Raw genomic sequence first — 16,666 nt, forward strand, 5'->3', positions numbered from 1 at the left:
AGCTAACAAAATTTTTAGTTTTCTACATTCCGTAAATTTTATAACTTTTTGTGAAGATTAAAAGTTTTATTTTACTTTTACGTTATTGTTATATTGATTTTATACCATAAAAAACTGTTTTTTTTTAGATGCTCTACAAAAGCTTAAATCAAATTGCTCCATCTGTTTCTTTTGAAGAAGCGGTCATTTTAGGACTTGCACCGGATAAAGGCTTATATTTTCCGGAAAAAGTCAGTCCTCTTCTCCCCTCCTTTTTTGAAAAAATCGAAACGTTAAGTAATGTTGAAATTGCCTTGGAAGCAATAAAACAATTTGTAGGAACAGAAATTCCGGAAAATGATTTAAGACAAATTCTTACGGAAACTTTACAATTTGATTTTCCTTTAATTCAAATGGAAGATTCTGTTTTCTCGTTGGAATTATTTCATGGACCAACAATGGCTTTTAAAGATGTAGGTGCTCGATTTATGGCACGATGTTTAGCTTATTTCAATCAAAAAAATCCGACTCAAACAAATACCATTTTGGTGGCCACTTCCGGTGATACCGGTGGTGCTGTGGCAAGTGGTTTTTTAGGTGTACACAATATTGATGTTGTAATCTTATATCCTAGTGGCAAAGTGAGCGATATTCAGGAAAGGCAACTCACCACATTAGGGCAAAATATTACCGCTTTAGAAGTTGATGGCGTTTTTGATGATTGTCAGGATATGGTTAAAAATGCTTTTCTAGATTCTGATTTAAAAGATAAAAATTTAACTTCTGCCAATTCTATCAATATAGCCAGGTGGTTACCTCAAATGTTTTACTTTTTCTTTGCTTACAAATCCTTAAAAAAGTTTAATCAACCGATAATTGTTTCCGTACCCAGTGGAAACTTTGGAAATATTTGTGCCGGAATTTTAGCAAAAAAACTTGGCTTACCAATCGAACATTTTGTAGCCTCTACCAACCAAAATGATACTGTACCACGTTTTATGGCTACCGGTTCATATTTACCTAAACCTTCAAAACCCACGCTATCAAATGCAATGGATGTTGGAAATCCAAGTAATTTTATTCGAATTCAGGAATTATATGACTATGACTTAAATAATTTCCAGAAGGATTTTTCTTCCTATTGTTTTTCAGATGATGAAACAATAGCGTGTATGCAAACTGTTCACCTTAAAACCAACTATGTATTAGAACCTCACGGTGCCGTTGGCTATATGGGGCTAAAAAAAGAACTTGACAATTATGCAGACCATATAGGTGTTTTTTTAGAAACCGCACATCCAATAAAATTTGCTACCATTGTTGAATCTGAGTTGAAAATAAAACTCCCTATTCCAAAACAAATTGAAGGTGTACTCAACAAAGAAATAAAGAAAATAAAAATTAAATCCTATAATGAATTAAAAGAATTTTTAACCAAATCAAATTCCAAAAACAACTAAATACCACATTTTATGATTCAAATTCAACTGCTCAAATTCAACCCAATCACTAAATTAAAAAAGAAATTAAATTTTTTATATTTGGGTAATGAAAAGTAAATCAAATATAATTGCTTTTGTTTTTATCATTGTTTCGCTCTTTTTAGCTATTATCATGCATTTGATATTAAGAGGTCGTTTTCAAGATGATTTTCAAAGTCTTATTACGTTTCATTTTATCAAAGATGTTAGTTTCATTATCGCTGCTGGATTATTTTTGCGATTCATTATCGAACGAAATGACAAAAGAAGCAGTTCTATATTAGAACAACTTCAAACGATTAATACGGAGATTAAAGAATCTAATGAGCGTTATGATATTGTAGCAAAAGCAACGAGTGATACCATTTGGGATTGGAAAATTCAAGAAGATGAGTTTGTGTGGAATAAAGGAATTCAAGGCATATTCGGTTATAAAAAAGAAGATGTTGGCACCACATCGAGTTGGTGGTTTGACCGGATTCATCCCGAAGATAGTTTAAAAATGTCCGTTAAATTATATTCTATTCTAGAACAAAAAACTGAACGATGGCAAGATGAGTACCGATTTAAATGTGCCGACGGAAGTTATAAATATGTTTTTGACAGAGGATTTTTAGTAAAAGATGAGGAAGGTAAAGCGGTTCGAATGATTGGAGCTATTCAAGATGTGACCAAACAAAAAGAAGAAGAACAGCGATTAAAATTACTTGAAACGGTAATTACACAAACCAAAGATGCCGTTTTAATTACGGATACTGATACTTCAAAAAATCCTATTCCAAACATTATTTTCGTCAATCAAGCTTTCACTAAAATGACCGGCTACAAACCTAAAGAAGTTGTTGGGAAATCGCCAATTATGTTTGTTGGAGAAAAATCGGACAGAAATGAATTAGAAAAACTTTCAACAGCAATTCAAAACTACAAAGAATGCTTTGTTGAAACAGTAAGTTACAAAAAAAACGGTGAAGAATATTGGGTTAATTTTTCCATGATTCCGGTTACAAACAAGGAAGGCGAGCATTCGCATTGGATTTCAATTCAACGTGATGTAACAAAAGAAAAAAATCAGGAACGAGAAAGAGAACAACTTATTCGCGAATTGACACAAAACAATAAAGATTTAAAACAATTTTCGTACATCACCTCACACAATTTCAGAGCACCTTTATCTAACTTAACGGGTCTGTTAAACTTGTTAGAAGATGTTCCAATTGAAAACGATGAGCTTCAAGAAATTCTGAATGGATTTAAACGATCTACTCATCTTTTAAATGAAACAATTGAAGATTTAGTTAAGGTAGTAATTATTAAAGATAATCCATCCATTTTAAAAGAAGACATTTCCATTAAAGAAATTTTTGAAAACGTTTTTTTTCAGTTGAACAACCAAATTAACTTGTACAAACCAACCATTAAGTTCGATATAGAAGATACGCTATCAATACATATTAACAAAGCGTATATGGAAAGTATCATACTAAATTTAATGTCGAATGCTTTAAAATACCGATCACAAGACAAAGCACCTAAAATTATGATTAAGGCAGTAGAAAAAGAAAATTTTGTAAATTTGATTATCAAAGACAATGGAATTGGTATTGATTTAGATAAAAACAAAGATAAAATTTTCGGATTATACCAACGCTTTCACAATTACCCTGACAGTAAAGGGTTAGGATTATATCTTGTAAAATCACAGATTGAAGCCATGGGCGGATCAATTGAAGTAGAAAGTCAAGTCGGTAAAGGAACTCAATTTACACTAACATTTAAAAAAGAATAATGTTGAAAACAATCTTGTGCGTAGACGACGACCCCATTACATTAATGCTTTGTAAAAAAGTAATCTTAAAAGCTGAATTTAGCAAGGATGTATTATTTGCAAATAATGGTCAGGAAGCTTTTGACTTTTTTCAGTCATTAGTCAGTAAAAAAAATAGTGCAGAAGAGTATCAATTACCGCAACTTATTTTTTTAGACTTAAACATGCCAATAATGAATGGTTGGGAATTCCTTGAATCTTTTAAGGAGCATTTTTCCAACGAATTCGCACAAACAAAAGTAATCATCTTGTCTTCTACAATCGATCCTTCCGATTACAACAAAGCGAAACAATATGACGTGGTATCCCATTTTTTATCTAAACCCATAACGGTTGAAATGCTTGAAAACTTAAAACCAATTTACTCATAAAAACAAAAAGCTTTCCTCTCGGAAAGCTTTTTTTATTATATAACTTAGTAATTATAACTTGGCAACGTGCTTCGTTAATTTTGATTTTAAGTTTGACGCTTTGTTATCATGAATGATATTTTTCTTTGCCAATTTATCAATCATAGAGATAACTGCCGAAAGTTTTGCGGATGCATCAGATTTGTCAGTTGTTAATCGTAATGCTTTAATTGCATTACGGGTTGTTTTGTGCTGATATCTGTTTAATACTCTTTTCTTTTCGTTGCTTCTGATTCTTTTTAAAGCTGACTTATGATTTGCCATTTTTCTTTTAATTTTAGATGTAATTTATAAAAATACTAGTTCAAAAAGAAAAACCTCCCACATTTGCCAAGGCGAACACTTTGGTTTTAACTAATAAAATAAAAACCGAGACACTGATTTTTATTTTATAAAACTAATTTACAACTAATTTTGTAGTCCGTAGGGGAATCGAACCCCTGTTACCAGGATGAAAACCTGGCGTCCTAACCCCTAGACGAACGGACCAATAAACTTTTCAGTTTCAATTCAGAACATGTTTTGTAGCCCGTAAGGGAATCGAACCCTTCTTACCAGGATGAAAACCTGGCGTCCTAACCGATAGACGAACGGGCCATTTATCAATTGCGAGTGCAAAAATACAACTATTTTTTACACTCACAATAGTTAAAATTACTTTTTTTATTTTTTTTAATATGCTTTCGCAAAGAGTACCCTCCCTTCGGATGGTTTTCCGCTAAACATACAAACACCCGTCTCTTCTTTTCTATTTAACGGAATACAACGAATAGTAGCCTTTGTTAACTCTTTTATTTTTTCCTCTGTTTCAGGTGTTCCGTCCCAATGAGCCGCAAAAAAACCACCTTTAGTTTCGAGCAAATTTTTAAATTCCTCGAAACTGTTTACTTCCGTGATATGATTATTCCGATATTCAAAAGCTTTGTCAAACAAACTTTTTTGAATTGTTTCCAATAGATTTTGAATATAAATTTCTATCCCTTCTTTAGAAACAACTTCTTTGGTTAAATTATCCCTTCTGGCAATTTCATATGTTCCGTTTTCCAAATCATTTGGACCAACAGCAATTCGAACAGGAACTCCTTTTAATTCATACTCATTAAACTTAAAACCGGGTTTGTGCGTGGTTCTATTATCAAATTTCACAGAAATACTTAGTTTTCTCAAAGCAACCATTAATTTTTCAACTTCAACTGAAATAGCTTCCAATTGTTCATCGGATTTATAAATCGGGACAATTACCACTTGAATTGGAGCTAAATTTGGTGGTAAAACCAACCCTTTATCATCTGAATGCGTCATTACTAACGCCCCCATTAAGCGTGTTGACACCCCCCAGGATGTTCCCCAAACATGCTCTTGTTTTCCTTCTGCATTGGCAAATTTTACATCAAACGCTTTAGCAAAATTTTGTCCTAAAAAGTGAGAAGTCCCTGCCTGTAAAGCTTTTCCATCTTGCATTAAAGCCTCTATACAATACGTTTCAATGGCACCCGCAAAACGTTCTGATTCTGTTTTTACACCTTTCACAACAGGAATAGCCATAAAACTCTCAGCAAAATCTGCATATACATTCATCATTTTTACCGATTCTTCTATTGCTTCAGCTTGTGTGGCGTGTGCCGTGTGACCTTCTTGCCATAAAAATTCAGCTGTTCGCAAAAACAATCGGGTTCTCATTTCCCATCTTACCACGTTTGCCCATTGATTGATTAAAAGAGGTAAATCGCGATAAGATTGTATCCAATTTTTATAAGTGCTCCAAATAATGGCTTCACTAGTTGGACGAACAATTAGTTCTTCCTCTAATTTTGCATTAGAATCAACCATCAATTTGCCTTTGTTATCCGGATCATTTTTCAAACGATAATGTGTGACAATAGCACACTCCTTGGCAAAACCTTCTGCATTTTTTTCCTCTGCTTCAAACATACTTTTGGGCACAAATAATGGAAAATAAGCATTTGAATGTCCTGTTTCTTTAAACATTCGATCCAATTCAGCCTGCATTTTTTCCCAAATAGCATAACCGTAGGGCTTAATAACCATACAACCTCTAACCCCTGAGTTTTCAGCTAAATCTGCTTTAACCACAAGTTCATTGTACCATTTTGAATAATCTTCGGATCTTTTCGTAAGGTTCTTACTCATTTTGAATAATTTGGCATAAAAATTGTTTAACTTATTTTAACTAAATAGTTCGGCAAAACTAACTATTTTTGTAATAACAACAATAAAAATGCTCTGAATATGAAAACTAATTATTACCTCACAACAAAAAACATTACCCGTTTAGTATTTTTCTTTTCAGGTGTGTTATTAGTATCATGTGGTTCCTATCAAAATGCTTCATATTATGATAATGACGGTGTGTATGGGAACACGCAAAGAAATAACGAAGTGGCAACGAATAATGATGATCAAAACAATACGAATCAAGCGTATCAAAATTATTTTAAATCGAAACAATTAATCGCTGACGAACAGGTTTTTACAGACGTAGAAAACTACTCTTCTGTAGAAGACACTACCGCTGTTTCAGAACGCAACTACGATGCTTACGCTGCTTGGGGATCAAACCCTACCTCTGTTACAGTTAACGTTTATGACAATAACTGGGGGTGGAATTATTGGAATAACTGGTATGGACCCGGTTGGGGGTGGAATAGCTGGTACGGCCCAGGTTGGGGTTGGAATGTTGGCTGGGGATGGAACAATTGGTATGGACCCGGTTGGGGGTGGTATAATTGGTACGGCCCAGGTTGGGGATGGGGATGGAATAATTGGTATGGAAATCCTTGGGGATATGGTTGGTATGGAAACAACTATGCTTACACAAGAGGTAGAAGAACAGGAGGATATTATGGAAACAGATATTCTGAAGGGAGATATAATGGACGAACATCTTATACAACAAATGGACGAACATCCACACGTAGTAACTTTGGGACAAGAACCAGAAGTTCTTCTACACGAAGTAACCAAATTTCTCCACGTAACTCAAACAGTACTAGAGAATATAATAGCAACAATGTTGGTACAAGAAATAACACTCGTGCAAACTCATCTTCAACAAGTGTAAGAAACAATTCCTCTACCCGAAGTTCGTCTTCTTCATCTTATTCAGGCTCTCGTTCCAATTCGAGTGGTTCCTTTAGTGGAGGTCGATCATCAAGTGGTGGCGGTGGCGGACGTTCGTCAGGTGGTGGTAGAGGAAGAGGATAATTTAAATAAATAATTAAAATACCTATGTTGAATCTCTACGGGTTGCATAGGTATTTGTATGAAAAAATAAAAACCTATGAAAAAGATTTTAATTTACGGTTGTTTTTTATTTACAACCTTTATATCCCTTTCGCAAGAAATAACACCAAATGAAGGATTACGTTATGCTATCGATAATTTAACCGGTTCTGCCAGATTTAGGTCGATGAGCGGAGCGTTTGGGGCTGTTGGAGGAGATTTGTCTGCTATAAATGTAAATCCAGCCGGTTCTGCTATTTTTAGTTATAATCAGGCTTCTGTCTCTTTTAGTAATTTTAACATCAGAAATAGTTCTTCCTACTTTGGAACCCGAACCGTTGAAAGTGACCATGATTTAGATATCAACCAAGCCGGTGGTGTTTTTGTTTTTAAAAATAATAACTCCTCAAGTGGTTGGAACAAGTTTAACTTGGCATTGAATTATGAAAATAATTCGAATTTTGACAATCAGTTTTACACGCGAGGTATCAATCCTTCTAATTCTATTGATGGGTATTTCTTGAGATTTGCTAATGGTTTGCCTAATGAAGGAGGAATATTTTTGAATGTTCTCGACACAGCTTTTTTTGATGAACTGAACTTTATTGATCAACAAGCTTTTTTGGGTTATAATGCTTATATGTTCAATCCAGTTGATAATGAAAATCCGGAAAATAGCGTTTATGTTTCCAATGTCCCCACAGATGGCAATTATTACCAAGAAAATTACACTTTTGCAACAGGTTATAATGGAAAAGTAACCGGTAATATTGCCACGTCATTTAAAGACAGACTCTTTATCGGGCTTAATTTGAATGCTCACTTTACAGATTTGACTAATACAATTTCTATATACGAAAGTTACGATAATAATTCTTCAACAGGACTTCGTTCCGTTCAATTTGATACAGAAACATATACTTACGGTGGTGGATTTTCCTTTGGTGTTGGTGTTATTGGAAAAATAACGAAAGGATTAAGACTCGGTTTAGCGTATGAATCACCTACCTGGTATAGTTTGAACGATGAAGTCAGTCAAAGAACAATTACCTACTGTGCAGATTGTGACCCAAATCTAAATCCGGTTATTTTTGATCCGAACATCATTATGGTTTTTGAATCATATAAAATTCAAACACCAAGCAAATTAACCGGAAGTTTTGCCTATGTTTTTGGAGATAAAGCTCTGATTAGTATTGATTATGCCATGAAAGATTACAGCAAAACAACATTTAGGCCAAAAAGTGATAGTCAATTAGAATCAATTAACAGTTTCATGTCGGCAAATTTAGATACCGCTGCAGAAATTAAAGTGGGTGGAGAAATAAAGCATAAACGATGGAGTTTTAGAGGTGGCTATCGTTTTGAAGAAAGTCCATATAAAATTGATACTGCTATGGGAGATTTAACAGGTTACTCTGGTGGTATTGGATTTGATTTTGGAATTTCAAGATTAGATTTAGCCTATGCCTATAGTAGAAGAAAAATGAACTTTGATTTAATCAGTTCCGGATTAAATGATGCTTCTCGACTCACAGCTATTAATAACAATGTAACATTAAGCTATACCATAAAATTTTAAAAGGCTTCAAAAAGTATCAAAAACCATTTACCTTCTTGTAGATGGTTTTTTTATTTATTACAATTAATCATAAATAAAACTGTAATTTTGCACCGCATAAAGGAGTAAAAGACAATACACAATGAGAACCAAATCGATTAAGAAAAACAAAATTAACGTCATTACACTAGGGTGCTCAAAAAACGTCTACGACAGTGAGGTTCTTATGGGGCAACTAAAGGCCAGTGGAAAAGATGTGGTTCATGAACAAGAAGGTAATATTGTAGTCATCAATACTTGTGGGTTTATTGATAATGCCAAAGCAGAATCTGTTAATACGATTTTGGAGTATGTAGAAAAAAAAGAACAAGGTATTGTTGATAAAGTCTTTGTTACCGGCTGTTTGTCTGAACGATATAAACCCGATTTAGAAAAAGAAATCCCAAATGTAGATCAATATTTTGGCACTACCGATTTGCCCATTTTACTTAAAACACTTGGGGCTGATTACAAGCATGAATTGTTGGGTGAGCGATTAACCACCACTCCAAAAAACTATGCCTATTTAAAAATTGCAGAAGGATGTGATCGCCCGTGTAGCTTTTGTGCTATTCCAATCATGAGAGGAAAACATGTTTCGCAACCTATTGAAAAATTGGTTAAAGAAGCCGAAGGATTAGCCAAAAATGGAGTAAAAGAATTGATTTTAATTGCACAAGATCTCACCTATTATGGTTTAGACATATACAAAAAGAGAAATTTAGCAGAGCTTTTAGAAAACTTAGTTAAAATTGACGGAATTGAATGGATTCGTCTTCACTACGCCTTCCCCTCAGGATTCCCGATGGATGTGTTGGAATTGATGAAAAACGAACCAAAAATTTGCAATTATATTGATATACCGCTGCAACATATATCAGATAACATCTTGAAATCAATGCGTCGTGGAACCACACAAGAAAAAACCACCAACCTTTTAAAAGATTTCAGAAAAGCAGTCCCAGGAATGGCTATCAGAACCACATTGATTGTTGGCTATCCCGGTGAAACCGAAGAAGATTTTCAAATCCTAAAAGACTGGGTGACAGAAATGCGATTTGAACGTTTAGGCTGTTTTGCCTATTCGCATGAAGAAAACACTCATGCTTATCTTTTAGAAGATGATGTTCCTACTGAAGTTAAACAACAACGTGCTGCTGAAATCATGGATATTCAAGCACAAATTTCTTGGGAGTTAAATCAAGAGAAAATAGGTCAACATTTCCGTTGTATTATTGACAGAAAAGAAGGTCCGTATTTTGTCGGAAGAACAGAATTTGATAGTCCGGATGTAGACAATGAAGTGTTAATTGATGCCTCAAAATTTTATTTAAAGGTGGGTGATTTTTGTATGATTACTATTATAGATGCTACCGAGTTTGACTTATATGGAGAGCCTTTAAATGAGTAGAAATATGAAAAAAATTAGTTTTTTATTTGTTCTATTTCTGATATTCAACAAAGTCAATGCTCAAGTTGACAGATCTGTTGGAAGGACTCCAAACTATCATACAGAAAAACCTAAAGGAGCTAAAAAGGATCCTGTTGAATTAACGTTGGCTTATTTAAAAGAAGAGCTTTCATTAGACTCTTTTCAAGAAGCTGCTGTAAAAGTTTATCTGATGGAAAATCAAAAAAGTGCTGAAAAAATTCATGCCAGTGATATTTCGAATAATGAAAAGAAAATAAAATTTGAAGATGCTGTTAAAGATTTTGATGAAAATATTTTAAAAATATTAAACCCTGAACAGATTATTATTTTTGAAGAATTAAAAAATAAAAACAACAATAAGTCTAAAAAGAAAAAGAAAAACTAATTTCTCTTTGTTTCCTGACAAATGTCATTAATTTGCCGGATTTAAAAGAGTAACTTAGGGGTATAAATAGTAACTAAAATTTTTACCCATGATTAGCAAACATCCTTTACTTGAAGAATTTCCGGAATTTGCCGAAAAAATCAAAGATTTATATCATCACAATGAAGAATTTCAAGTACTTATGAGTTCATATAATACTTTGGACACCGAAATTTTTGAAATTGAAAAAGGAGAAATTCCGCTCAATGATGATGAATTAACACACAAACGAAAAGATCGCGTTTTTTTGAAAGATGAGATTTATACTTTTCTTCAAAAAAACTAAAAAAGTCAGGAAGATTTATTTCTTCCTGACTTTTTTAAATTAATATTTTAACATTATAATGGTATATTTCCGTGTTTTCTTTTCGGCAATTCCACTTCTTTATGTTCCAACATACTGAAGGCTTTTAGCAACTTTTTTCTGGTTTCATTTGGTATAATAACCTCATCGATAAATCCACGTTGAGCTGCTAAATAAGGTGTAGCAAATTTTTCTGCATATTCTGTTTCTTTTTCAATCAATTTGGCAGCCGGGTCAAGGGCTTCGGCAATTTCTTTTTTGAAGATAATTTCACTAGCTCCTTTTGCACCCATCACCGCAATTTCTGCGGTTGGCCAAGCAAAATTCATATCGGCACCAATGTGTTTCGAGTTCATTACATCATAGGCTCCACCATATGCTTTTCGTGTAATAACCGTTACCCTAGGTACCGTTGCTTCACTTAACGCATATAATAATTTAGCTCCGTGACGAATGATTCCTGTCCATTCCTGATCGGTTCCGGGTAAAAATCCGGGTACATCTACCAAAACTAAAAGCGGAATATTAAAACAATCACAAAAACGAGTAAAACGTGCAGCTTTTACTGAACTGTTTACGTCCAAAACACCTGCTAAATATAACGGTTGATTTGCCACAATCCCGATGCTTCTTCCACCCAAACGAGCAAATCCTACAATAATATTTTCGGCATAATCTTTGTGAATTTCAAAAAATGATTCTTCATCAATAATTCCCTGAATCACTTCATGCATATCATAGGGTTTATTGGGATTATCAGGAATTATCGTCATCAATTGTTCCCGAATTTCGTCTTTCAATTCATAAGGAACTTTTGGTGTTTTTTCTTTATTACTTTGTGGAAGATAACTTAACAACTTTTTTACATCTTCCAAACATTCCACATCATTTGCTGAGGTTGTATGTGCGACCCCTGATTTGGTAGAATGCGTACTTGCTCCACCTAATTCTTCAGAAGTTACCGTTTCATTGGTGACCGTTTTTACCACATTTGGACCGGTAACAAACATATAACTGGTATTTTCCACCATCATCGTAAAATCGGTCATAGCAGGAGAATATACCGCTCCACCCGCACAAGGTCCCATAATAGCAGAAATTTGCGGAATGATTCCACTTGATTTTACATTTCGAAAGAAAATATCGGCATAACCACCCAGTGAACGAACCCCTTCTTGAATTCTCGCTCCACCTGAGTCATTTAAACCAATCATGGGTGCTCCGTTTTTGAGTGCCATATCCATCACTTTACAGATTTTTTCAGCATGGGTTTCGGATAATGATCCGCCAAAAACTGTGAAATCTTGTGCAAACACAAAAACTAATCTGCTGTGTACTGTTCCATAACCGGTAATTACTCCATCGCCATAATACTGTTCACCTTCCATTCCGAAATCAGTAGTTCGGTGAGTGACTAAGGCATCAATTTCTTCAAATGAACCTTCGTCCAATAAATAATTGACACGTTCGCGAGCCGTTAATTTTTTCTTGGCATGTTGGGTTTCGATTCTTTTTTTTCCTCCTCCAAGTTTTGCTTCGGCTAGTTTATCTTGTAATACTTTTATCTTTTTTTCCATGCTTATTGAATTGGTAATCGAACCATTTTTTGATCTTCCAGGTATTGCTTTAACGCTACCATAGCAGCAATTTCTGCTTCTTCACTGTGTTTTGACTTAAGTTTATCGGCATCATAATACTTTTTGACAAAATGGGTGTCAAAATTTCCCGAACGAAAGGCTTCGTGCTCACACACAAATTTTCCAAATGGTAAGGTAGTTTGTACACCTTTCACTTTGTAAGCATCAATTGCTTTGCTCATCAGTTGAATGGCTTCCGAACGTGTTTTTCCATACGTAATTAATTTGGCCAACATTGGATCATAGTATATCGGCACATCCATGCCTTGTTCAAAACCGTTATCTACACGAATTCCTTCGCCTTCAGGCAAGGTATATTCTTCTAAAAAGCCAACACTCGGGAGAAAATCATTCAGCGGATCTTCGGCATACACTCGTAATTCCAACGCATGACCATTGATTTTCAAATCTTCTTGTTTAACAGATAAAACTTCTCCCTGAGCCACCCGAATTTGCATTTCAACCAAATCCACACCCGTAATCATTTCCGTTACCGGATGTTCCACCTGCAAGCGGGTATTCATTTCGAGGAAGTAGAAATTCAAGTTTTCATCCAACAAAAATTCAACCGTTCCGGCTCCGAGATAATCACACGATTTGGCTACTAGAACAGCCGCTTCACCCATTTTTCTCCGCAATTCGGGCGTTAAAACCGAAGAAGGTGCTTCTTCCACCACTTTTTGATGACGACGTTGAATGCTACATTCTCTTTCAAATAAATACAAAATATTACCATGCTCATCCGCCATTATCTGAATTTCGATATGTCGAGGCGAAGCAACATATTTTTCAATAAACACAGAACCATCGCCAAAAGCAGATGTAGCTTCACTGATGGCACGATTCATTTGAGCTTCAAAATCAGCTTCTTTTTCTACCACTCGCATTCCTTTTCCACCTCCACCGGCAGAAGCTTTGATTAAAATGGGAAATCCAATTTGTGTAGCTACTTGTTTTGCTTTTTCAACATCGGTTATCGCTTGGTCATACCCGGGAACCATTGGAATATTATAGGCTTTCACAGCATCTTTTGCTGCTAATTTACTTCCCATGATATGAATGGCTTTTGATTTTGGACCGATGAAAATGATGTTATTTTTCTCTGCTTCTTCAGCAAAAGCAGCATTTTCACTTAAAAATCCGTAACCTGGATGAATAGCATCTGCACCCAACGACTTGGCTACTTCGATGATTTTATTTCCCAATAAATAAGATTGATTAGAAGGTGATTCGCCTATCCAAACGGCTTCATCGGCAAATTTTACATGAGGAGCATTTCGGTCAATTGTAGAATACACGGCTACCGTTTTGATTCCCATTTTTTGAGCGGTTTTCATTACTCGAATGGCAATTTCTCCTCGATTAGCAACTAGTATTTTTGTGATTTTTTTCATTTTTATGAATTTATCTTGCATCTCAACTCACTAATCCGTCTTGATACTTACTACTTTTATCTTAATACTTTCTATTCAAACTCAATCAACAATTGGCCTTTATCTACCGCATCGCCTTTGGCAACTGCTATCGATTTTATTACTCCATCACGAGGGGAAGCAAAACTGTTTTCCATTTTCATGGCTTCTAAAATCAGTAAGTTTTCATTTTCTTTTACCTCCTGACCAACCGAAACATTGATTTCCAGAATCAATCCCGGCATTGGAGCTTTGATGGCATTGATTTGTTTGGTTTTACCCACTTCAAATCCCATTTCTTTGATTAAAATATCCAATTCATTGGCAATTTCAACGGTATAGGAATTGTGATTTACTTCAACTGTGTACGTTTTTTTGAGAAAATCAGCTGCTGTAATTTTTGCCAAAAAAGGTTTGTTTTGATGTAGAATATGAAAAGAATTGGAAGATGTGTTGATGCCATCAAATTGGGCAATATCCTGTTTAGTTTTTTCAAAGGCTTCACTTTGATTGACAGAAAGTCTGAATTTTTGATTCATACATGTATTTTTGAATGTGGTAAAAATACATATTTAAAACGTTTTCGTAAAGGTAAAAAGAGAGAATTTCGCTAAATTAGTATAGTCAATCCAAAAATTTAATCTTAATTATTTAAACCATTAAGTAATTAAGATTCATTAAGATTGTAATTTACAAAACCAGTAACCCAACATTTTGAAGCGTTTTAATTGGTTTGGAGTACCAAAACAATTCGAAATCTTCGAAGTACGTTTCAAAATCTTGTTTTATTTGAGAAAAAGTCAATGTTTTGGCAGTTGTAACCGAAATTTTTTCCAAGATTTCAATCCACCAAAATGCTATTTCTTTTTCTAATGTAATTTCAACTGTTTCAATTTTAGAGTGGAAAGTCAATTTCATCATTTCCCATGATTGTCCTTTTTTAGATTTAATAAATGATTCAGAGGAAGGCTTCCCCCCTATCCAAACTATTTTTGCCGTTGGTTTTATGTGAAAGTTATGTTCTTTTTCTAAACAAGAAAGAATATAATCCGGGGCAATTTTGGTTTTAGGAATTTTAAAATCGAACCACTCCTGTAACTCATAATCAAAGCAAATGCCGTGCATATAATTAAAGAGTGATTTTTTCAATCCAAAGCTGAATTTATCATGATTGATGCCGGTTTTGTCGGTAAACTGAATATCGTTATTGGCAAAAGTGATTTCATTATGTTGCGGTATGACGCCAAATTCTTCGGGAAACATGCCTACCGGACTATGAGCAGTCATAGCAAATTGATGCCAAAAACCCGATTGTAAAATGCCCAATTCAAATAATTGTCGAACCATTTCTAAACTATCTATCGTTTCCTGAATGGTTTGTGTAGGATAGCCATACATCAAGTAAGCGTGCACCATAATGCCAGATTCAGTAAGATTTCGAGTGACTTGAGCCACTTGTTCGACTGTTACTCCTTTTTTGATGAGTTCTAATAATCGGTCGGAAGCCACTTCCAATCCACCGGAAACGGCAATGCAACCGGAAGCTTTAAGTAGCTGACACAAATCGGCAGTAAAACTTTTTTCAAAGCGAATGTTTGTCCACCAACTTACCGTTAATTTTCGTCGGAGAATTTCCAACGCCACTTCTTTCATCAAAGCCGGAGGAGCTGCTTCGTCCACAAAATGGAAACCGTTTTCGCCGGTTTGTGCAATGAGTTCTTCCATTCTATCTACCAAAGTTTTGGCAGCAATGGGTTCGTATAATTTGATATAATCAAGTGAAATATCGCAAAACGTACATTTTCCCCAATAGCAACCGTGAGCCATGGTGAGTTTATTCCAACGGCCATCGCTCCAAAGACTGTGCATTGGATTCGCAATTTCGATAACCGAAATATAATTATCCAACTGCAAATCGGAATAATCGGGTGTGCCGACTTCGGACTGCTTATAGTCTGGCTGAGTTGAATTGTTTTTGTAAACGACTTGGTTGTTTTCGAGGAGAAAAGTACGTTTGTATTGGTTGGATGCCGGAAGTTGGATGCTGGAAGCCAGAAGTTCAATCGGCAATTCACCATCATCCAACGTAATAAAATCAAAAAATTCGAAGACGCGTTTGTCTTTTACATCACGTAATTCGGTGTTTGGAAAACCGCCTCCCATAGCTGTTCTGATGTTGGGAAAATTGGTTTTAATGAATTGAGCACATCGAAAAGCACTGTACAAATTTCCGGGAAACGGAACGGAAAAACATACCAATTTAGGTTGAATTTCAATCAGTTTCTGATTGAGAATGGAAAGCGTAATTTCATCAATATACGTTGGTTTTTGATTCAATTGATGGTATAATTCGTCAAAGGAATTGGCACTTCGCCCTAATCGTTCAGCGTAGCGACTGAAACCAAAATTTTCATCCACACACGACACAATATAATCAGATAAATCTTCAAGATATAATGTCGCTAAATGTTTGGCTTTATCTTGCATTCCCATCGTTCCGAAGGCATATTCCATATCATCCAACTGCTCAAAACGAGAGGCTTCAGGTAAAAAATTTCCGGAACAAATTTGTCGTGCTAAAGTTGGATTTTTTCCTTGAAGAAAAGAAATTACAGAATCAATTGTTTGGATGTAATCTTGCTTTAACGCATAAATCCTTTGACAATTCTCATCAACCTGAAACTTGAAACCTGAAACTTGAAACATTTTTTCCAATCCTTTTTTTGAAAAAATTTCAAGAATCACTTCAATACCTAAATCCATCTGAAAAGAGGAAATGTTTTTGGTATTTAGAAAACCTTTCAAATAGGCAGTTGCCGGATACGGCGTATTCAGTTGAGTGAAAGGCGGGGTGATGAGGAGTAGGTTTTTCAAAAGGGATTTTTTTACAAAAATAGATTTTTTTACATATAGTTTTCA

14 protein-coding genes and 2 tRNA genes are annotated in these 16,666 nt (G+C 34.8%); 8 read left to right on the forward strand and 8 right to left on the reverse strand.

Annotated elements, in window-relative coordinates; genetic code table 11:
* The first annotated feature begins 128 nt into the window (after window positions 1-128).
* The 3 genes from thrC (at window position 129) to R2782_RS02785 (ending at window position 3,656) form a co-directional block, all read left to right on the forward strand.
* Window positions 129-1,439, forward strand: coding sequence for a threonine synthase (thrC, locus tag R2782_RS02775; RefSeq protein ID WP_371266540.1), 1,311 nt, complete (start codon window positions 129-131; stop codon window positions 1,437-1,439).
* Between the two features lie 88 nt (window positions 1,440-1,527).
* Entirely contained in the window at window positions 1,528-3,246 is a 1,719-nt protein-coding gene (locus tag R2782_RS02780; protein WP_371266541.1) for a PAS domain S-box protein, read from the forward strand.
* Window positions 3,246-3,656, forward strand: coding sequence for a response regulator (locus R2782_RS02785; RefSeq protein WP_371266542.1), 411 nt, complete (start codon window positions 3,246-3,248; stop codon window positions 3,654-3,656). Before R2782_RS02780 ends, R2782_RS02785 begins: the two co-directional genes overlap by 1 nt.
* Window positions 3,657-3,707: 51 nt before the next feature.
* Here R2782_RS02785 and rpsT read toward each other — a convergent pair whose 3' ends face one another.
* The 4 genes from rpsT to proS form a co-directional block, all read right to left on the reverse strand.
* Window positions 3,708-3,959 (reverse strand): 30S ribosomal protein S20, encoded by a 252-nt coding sequence (gene rpsT / locus R2782_RS02790; protein WP_371266543.1) that lies wholly within the window; start codon window positions 3,957-3,959, stop codon window positions 3,708-3,710.
* Window positions 3,960-4,112: 153 nt separating this feature from the next.
* Window positions 4,113-4,184, reverse strand: a tRNA-Glu gene (locus tag R2782_RS02795).
* A 36-nt stretch (window positions 4,185-4,220) separates the two neighbouring features.
* Window positions 4,221-4,292: transfer RNA gene (locus R2782_RS02800), tRNA-Glu, on the reverse strand.
* A gap of 75 nt (window positions 4,293-4,367) precedes the next feature.
* The gene (proS, locus tag R2782_RS02805; RefSeq protein ID WP_371266544.1) at window positions 4,368-5,846 is read right to left on the reverse strand and encodes a proline--tRNA ligase; all 1,479 of its coding nucleotides are present in this window, start codon (window positions 5,844-5,846) and stop codon (window positions 4,368-4,370) included.
* A gap of 99 nt (window positions 5,847-5,945) precedes the next feature.
* Between proS and R2782_RS02810 the strand changes: the two genes are divergently transcribed.
* The 5 genes from R2782_RS02810 to R2782_RS02830 all read left to right on the forward strand — a co-directional run bounded on the left by R2782_RS02810 (window position 5,946) and on the right by R2782_RS02830 (window position 10,680).
* Complete coding sequence (locus tag R2782_RS02810; protein WP_371266545.1) at window positions 5,946-6,920, forward strand: hypothetical protein; 975 nt, start codon at window positions 5,946-5,948, stop codon at window positions 6,918-6,920.
* A gap of 76 nt (window positions 6,921-6,996) precedes the next feature.
* A complete protein-coding gene (locus R2782_RS02815; protein ID WP_371266546.1) occupies window positions 6,997-8,520 on the forward strand; it encodes a transporter in 1,524 nt (507 codons plus the stop codon).
* 121 nt (window positions 8,521-8,641) lie between these two features.
* Window positions 8,642-9,949: a 30S ribosomal protein S12 methylthiotransferase RimO gene (gene rimO, locus R2782_RS02820; protein WP_371266547.1), complete on the forward strand. Its 1,308-nt coding sequence runs from the start codon at window positions 8,642-8,644 to the stop codon at window positions 9,947-9,949.
* Between the two features lie 4 nt (window positions 9,950-9,953).
* Entirely contained in the window at window positions 9,954-10,355 is a 402-nt protein-coding gene (locus R2782_RS02825; RefSeq protein ID WP_371266548.1) for a hypothetical protein, read from the forward strand.
* Between the two features lie 88 nt (window positions 10,356-10,443).
* Window positions 10,444-10,680: a YdcH family protein gene (locus tag R2782_RS02830; RefSeq protein WP_371266549.1), complete on the forward strand. Its 237-nt coding sequence runs from the start codon at window positions 10,444-10,446 to the stop codon at window positions 10,678-10,680.
* A 53-nt stretch (window positions 10,681-10,733) separates the two neighbouring features.
* Here the strand turns inward: R2782_RS02830 and R2782_RS02835 are convergent, their stop codons facing one another.
* From R2782_RS02835 to R2782_RS02850, 4 genes are all read right to left on the reverse strand, one after another.
* A complete protein-coding gene (locus tag R2782_RS02835) occupies window positions 10,734-12,275 on the reverse strand; it encodes an acyl-CoA carboxylase subunit beta (RefSeq protein WP_371266550.1) in 1,542 nt (513 codons plus the stop codon).
* A 2-nt stretch (window positions 12,276-12,277) separates the two neighbouring features.
* Window positions 12,278-13,720, reverse strand: coding sequence for an acetyl-CoA carboxylase biotin carboxylase subunit (accC, locus tag R2782_RS02840; RefSeq protein WP_371266592.1), 1,443 nt, complete (start codon window positions 13,718-13,720; stop codon window positions 12,278-12,280).
* Window positions 13,721-13,800: 80 nt separating this feature from the next.
* Complete coding sequence (locus R2782_RS02845) at window positions 13,801-14,286, reverse strand: biotin/lipoyl-containing protein (protein WP_371266551.1); 486 nt, start codon at window positions 14,284-14,286, stop codon at window positions 13,801-13,803.
* A gap of 151 nt (window positions 14,287-14,437) precedes the next feature.
* Entirely contained in the window at window positions 14,438-16,621 is a 2,184-nt protein-coding gene (locus tag R2782_RS02850) for a radical SAM protein (RefSeq protein WP_371266552.1), read from the reverse strand.
* Between the last annotated feature and the right edge of the window lie 45 nt (window positions 16,622-16,666).

The organism is Flavobacterium sp. (assembly GCF_041392085.1).
Lineage (GTDB): Bacteria > Bacteroidota > Bacteroidia > Flavobacteriales > Flavobacteriaceae > Flavobacterium.

Bases quoted from the DNA above. Each gene is read 5' to 3' on its own strand.
- rimO (WP_371266547.1), top strand. From the start codon at position 8,642: ATGAGAACCAAATCGATTAAGAAAAACAAAATTAACGTCATTACACTA.
- R2782_RS02845 (WP_371266551.1), bottom strand. From the start codon at position 14,286: ATGAATCAAAAATTCAGACTTTCTGTCAATCAAAGTGAAGCCTTTGAA.
- R2782_RS02785 (WP_371266542.1), top strand. From the start codon at position 3,246: ATGTTGAAAACAATCTTGTGCGTAGACGACGACCCCATTACATTAATG.
- proS (WP_371266544.1), bottom strand. From the start codon at position 5,846: ATGAGTAAGAACCTTACGAAAAGATCCGAAGATTATTCAAAATGGTAC.
- rpsT (WP_371266543.1), bottom strand. From the start codon at position 3,959: ATGGCAAATCATAAGTCAGCTTTAAAAAGAATCAGAAGCAACGAAAAG.
- R2782_RS02810 (WP_371266545.1), top strand. From the start codon at position 5,946: ATGAAAACTAATTATTACCTCACAACAAAAAACATTACCCGTTTAGTA.
- R2782_RS02815 (WP_371266546.1), top strand. From the start codon at position 6,997: ATGAAAAAGATTTTAATTTACGGTTGTTTTTTATTTACAACCTTTATA.
- R2782_RS02830 (WP_371266549.1), top strand. From the start codon at position 10,444: ATGATTAGCAAACATCCTTTACTTGAAGAATTTCCGGAATTTGCCGAA.
- R2782_RS02835 (WP_371266550.1), bottom strand. From the start codon at position 12,275: ATGGAAAAAAAGATAAAAGTATTACAAGATAAACTAGCCGAAGCAAAA.
- R2782_RS02780 (WP_371266541.1), top strand. From the start codon at position 1,528: ATGAAAAGTAAATCAAATATAATTGCTTTTGTTTTTATCATTGTTTCG.
- thrC (WP_371266540.1), top strand. From the start codon at position 129: ATGCTCTACAAAAGCTTAAATCAAATTGCTCCATCTGTTTCTTTTGAA.
- R2782_RS02825 (WP_371266548.1), top strand. From the start codon at position 9,954: ATGAAAAAAATTAGTTTTTTATTTGTTCTATTTCTGATATTCAACAAA.